Here is a 4,708-nt window from a genome sequence, read left to right on the forward strand (position 1 = left end):
TCGTGAGCGAGCTGCCCGGCCGCGAGTCGATGTGCTGGATCTTCGCGAGCTCGTCGTTATCGATGATCGGGAAGTCGAGCACGACCTGGCGCGCGTGCCGCGCGGTCGCCGTGAGCAGGTTGCGCTCGGGCCCGAGGCCGAGGCGCATCGAGGTCACGACCTCCTCGCGGATCGAGTCGAGCGGCGGGTTCGTGACCTGCGCGAACTGCTGCGTGAAGTAGTCGAAGATCAGGCGCGGACGCTCGGAGAGCACGGCGATCGGGGTATCGGAGCCCATCGCGCCCAGCGGCTCGGCGCCGGCCTGCGCCATGGGCGCGAGGAGGACGCGCACCTCCTCCTCGGTGTAGCCGAACGTGCGCTGGCGGCGGACGATCGAGGCCGGCGTGTGCACGATGTGCTCGCGCTCGGGGAGGTCGCGCAGGTTGATGCGCTGGGCGTCGAGCCACTCGCCCCACGGCTCGGCGGAGGCGAGCTGGGACTTGATCTCGTCGTCCTCGATGAGACGGCCCTCGGCCGTGTCGACGAGGAACATCTTGCCGGGTCGCAGACGGCCCTTGCGAACGATGCGGCTGGGCTCGATGTCGAGAACGCCGATCTCGGAGGCGAGGACCACGAGGCCGTCGTCCGTCACGAGGAAGCGCCCCGGGCGCAGGCCGTTGCGGTCGAGCGTCGCGCCGACGAGCGAGCCGTCGGTGAAGACGAGCGCGGCGGGGCCGTCCCACGGCTCCATGAGCATGCCGTGGTACTCGTAGAAGTCGCGCAGCGCCGGGTCGAGGTCCGTCTGGTTCTCCCACGCCTCGGGGACCATCATCATGATCGCGTGCGGCAGGCTCCGACCGCCGAGGGTGAGGAGCTCGACGACCTCGTCGAACGAGGCCGAGTCGCTCGCCCCCGGAGTGACGATGGGGAACACGTCGCGGAGGTCGCCGAAGACCTCGCTCTCGAGCTGCGACTGGCGGGCGCGCATCCAGTTGCGGTTGCCCTGCACCGTGTTGATCTCGCCGTTGTGGGCGATCATCCGGAACGGCTGCGCGAGAGGCCACGACGGGAACGTGTTCGTCGAGTAGCGCGAGTGGACGAGCGCGAGCTTGGAGGTGAAGCGCTCATCGCTCAGGTCGGGGTAGAAGGGCTCGAGCTGGAGGGTCGTGACCATTCCCTTGTAGACGAGCGTGCGGCTCGAGAGAGAGGGGAAGTACGAGCCCAGCTCGCGCTCGGCGCGCTTGCGGAGGCGGAAGGTCTGCAGGTCGAGCTGCACGCCGGAGAACGGCTGTCCGTCGGCGGTCGACCGCGTCGAGCGCACGAAGAGCTGCTCGAAGACGGGCATCGCGTTGCGGGCGAGCGTTCCGATGTGCGAGGCGTCGATGGGCACCTCGCGCCAGCCGATGACCGCGAGGCCCTCCTGCTCGGCGATCGCCTCGATGCCCTGCTTCTCGCGGGCGCGCTCGGCCGAGTCGGTCGGCAGGAACGCCGTGCCGACCGCGTAGCGGCCGACGGCGGGCAGGTCGAAGGGCGCGACCGCGCGCAGGAACGCGTCGGGGATCTGGGTGATGATGCCCGCGCCGTCACCCGTGCCGGCGTCCGACCCGACGGCGCCGCGGTGCTCGAGGTTGCGCAGGGCGTCGAGCGCGGCCTGGATGATGTCGTGCCCGGCGGTGCCGCGCAGCGTCGCGACCATGGCGAGGCCGCAGGCGTCGCGCTCGCGCTCGGGGTCGTAGAGACCCTGGGCCGCGGGTACGCCCGAGAACCGCTGGTAGGGGTGCTGCTGGGTGCGATCCATGGGAACCGTCCTCACGTGGTGCTGGGAGGCGGGACGTCATCGGCCCGATGGAAGGAGGCGCGCTCTCGCGCGGGAGGGCTGCAGGAGCCGAGGGTCGTCGGGGTGCGGGCTCCTACGACCGAGTGGTGGCTTCGCTTGTGGCGCGTGACGATCCGGTGGTGGCGGAGACGAGATCGGCGCCATTGCCGTCGTCGTCGGTCTCTGTGTAGACGTCCTCGGAGTCTACCCCAGCATCATCCCGCCACTCGCGACCGGCGACGTAGGGACTGGGCTCCGCACCGGTGTGGCGACGGCGCTGGACGATGACGATGACGATGCCTACGAGCACGGCGAGCCAGGCCGCCCAGACGTTCACGCGGATGCCCAGGAAGAGCTCGCTCGGGTCGAGGCGGATGGACTCGAAGATGCTGCGACCGACGCCGTACCAGATGAGGTAGCCGCCGAGGAGCTTGCCCCACTGCACCCGGAGCCGGGCATCCAGCAGCAGGAGGAGGGCGACGCCCGCGAGGTTCCAGATGATCTCGTACAGGAAGGTCGGGTGGAAGAGCGTCGACTCGGGGAGGCCGATCGGGATGGCGTCGTTCGGGCGGTCGATCTCGAGGCCCCACGGCAGGTCGGTGGGCAGACCGAAGAGCTCCTGGTTGAACCAATTGCCGAGCCGGCCGAACGCCTGGGCGAGCAGGAGGCCCGGAGCGAGCGCGTCGGCGAAGGACCAGAAGCGGATGCCCGTGACGCGGCAGCCGATCCAGACGCCGATCGCACCGCCGATCAGAGCCCCGAAGATGGCCATGCCGCCCTCCCAGACGCGGAGCGTGGCCCAGAGGTCGGCACCCTCGAAGAAGTAGTCGTCGGGGTGGGTGAGCACGTGGTAGATCCGGCCGCCGATGATGCCGAGCGGGACCGCGAAGAGGGCGATGTCGAGCGTGATCCAGGGCTCGGCGCCCCGCCGCGTGAGGCGGTGGTTCGTGAGCATCGTCGCCGCGACGATGCCGGCGAGGATGCACAGCGCGTACGCGTAGATGTTCACGTCGAACGAGAACCAGGTGAGGCCCAGGTCGCGCAGCCACTGGCCGAGGTTGAAGACTTGCCACTCGTCGCTCGGGCTCGGGATGCTCAGGGGGTGGATCACGGGGGAAGGACCTTTCCAGGTGGGAGGACGCGCATCAGCCTAGCGGCGCGCTCCGCGGGGGTTCGGCGACGACGGGGCTAGTTCTTGCCGGTCGCGAGCTCGGCGGCGATCGCGGCGACCGCGGGCACGCCGCCCTCGGCGAGGGCCGAGACGAGGCGGGAGCCGACGATCGCGCCGTCGGCGTAGGTGAGGACGTCGGCGACCTGCTCGGGGGTGGAGATGCCCACTCCGACGCACGCGCTCGTCGCCCCGGCCTCGCGGAGGCGGGAGATCACGCTGCGCGCGGCGGCGTCGACGTCGGCGCGGGCGCCCGTGATCCCCATGGTGGAGACGGCGTAGACGAACCCGCGGCTCGATTCGACGGCCTGCGTCATGCGGGCGGGGCTCGAGGAGGGGGCCGCGAGGAAGACGCGATCGAGTTCGTGGGCGTCGGACGCGGACATCCACTCGCCGGCCTCGTCGGGGATGAGGTCGGGCGTGATGAGCCCCGCTCCCCCGGCGTTCTCGAGGTCGGTCGCGAAGCGCTCGACGCCGTACTGGATCACGGGGTTCCAGTAGGTCATGACGAGCAGGGGCGCGTCGACCCGGGCGCGGATCCGCTCGACGGCCTCGAAGCCCTGCTTGAGGGTGAAGCCGCCCTTGAGCGCCGCCTGGGTCGCGCGCTGGATGACGAGGCCGTCCATGACCGGGTCGCTGTACGGCAGGCCGAGCTCGACGATGTCGACGCCGTTCTCGATGAGGGCGACGGCCGCGTCGACGCTCGTGTCGAGGTCGGGGAAGCCGACCGGGAGGTAGCCGATGAGCGCGCCGGAGCCGGCGTCGACCCGGGTGCGGATGGCGGTCTCGACGGTGCTCGTGCTCATGACTGCGCGTCCTCCGCGGCGGTGGGGTGGGCGTCCTGCTCGGCGGCGCGCTCGGCGGCCTGCGCGTCGAGGAGGCCGAAGTAGCGCGCGGCCGTCTCCATGTCCTTGTCGCCGCGGCCGGAGAGGTTGACGAGGATGATCGCCTCGGGGCCGAGCTCGCGGCCGAGCTCGAGGGCGCCGTGGAGGGCGTGGGCCGTCTCGATGGCGGGGATGATGCCCTCGGTGCGGCTCAGCAGGCGCAGGGCATCCATCGCCTGGGCATCGGTGACGCCGCGGTACTCGGCGCGGCCGATCTCGTCGAGCCACGCGTGCTCGGGGCCGACGCCCGGGTAGTCGAGACCCGCGGAGATCGAGTGGGACTCGAGGGTCTGGCCGTCCTCGTCCTGCAGCATGAGGCTGCGGGCGCCGTGGAGGACGCCCGGGCGCCCCTTCGAGATCGTCGCGGCGTGGAAGAGCGTGTCGATGCCGTCGCCCGCGGCCTCGAGGCCGACGAGGCGCACGCCCTCGTCGTCGAGGAACGGGTGGAAGATGCCCATCGCGTTGCTGCCGCCGCCGACGCACGCGGCGATGACGTCGGGCAGTCGGCCGGTGAGGGCGAGCACCTGCTCGCGCGCCTCGATGCCGATGACCGAGTGGAAGTCGCGCACCATGACCGGGAACGGGTGCGGCCCGGCGACAGTGCCGAAGCAGTAATACGTGTTGTCCGCGTGGGTGACCCAGTCGCGCAGCGCCTCGTTGATCGCGTCCTTGAGGGTGGCACTGCCGTGCTCCACAGCGACGACCTCGGCCCCCAGCATGCGCATGCGCGCGACGTTGAGCGCCTGGCGCTCGGTGTCGACCCTGCCCATGTAGACGCGGCACTCGAGCCCCATGAGGGCAGCCGCCGTGGCGGTGGCGACCCCGTGCTGACCGGCGCCGGTCTCGGCGATGACCCGGGTC

4 protein-coding genes are annotated in these 4,708 nt (G+C 71.1%); all 4 read right to left on the reverse strand.

The features are described 5' to 3' along the window. Nucleotides 1–1,777: glutamate synthase central domain-containing protein (locus Q7T15_RS04680; RefSeq protein ID WP_304693776.1), on the reverse strand; the 1,777-nt coding region annotated here is incomplete at its 3' end. Nucleotides 1,778–1,889: 112 nt separating this feature from the next. Then, nucleotides 1,890–2,906: a prolipoprotein diacylglyceryl transferase gene (lgt, locus tag Q7T15_RS04685; protein ID WP_370689101.1), complete on the reverse strand. Its 1,017-nt coding sequence runs from the start codon at nt 2,904–2,906 to the stop codon at nt 1,890–1,892. A 77-nt stretch (nt 2,907–2,983) separates the two neighbouring features. Then, a complete protein-coding gene (gene trpA, locus Q7T15_RS04690) occupies nt 2,984–3,769 on the reverse strand; it encodes a tryptophan synthase subunit alpha (protein ID WP_304693778.1) in 786 nt (261 codons plus the stop codon). Continuing rightward, on the reverse strand, nt 3,766–4,708 hold a 943-nt coding region (trpB, locus tag Q7T15_RS04695; RefSeq protein ID WP_304693780.1), incomplete at its 5' end, for a tryptophan synthase subunit beta. The genes trpB and trpA, both read right to left, overlap by 4 nt.

Origin of the sequence: Microcella sp. (assembly GCF_030645145.1) — a bacterium.
Classification (GTDB): Bacteria; Actinomycetota; Actinomycetes; order Actinomycetales; family Microbacteriaceae; genus Microcella.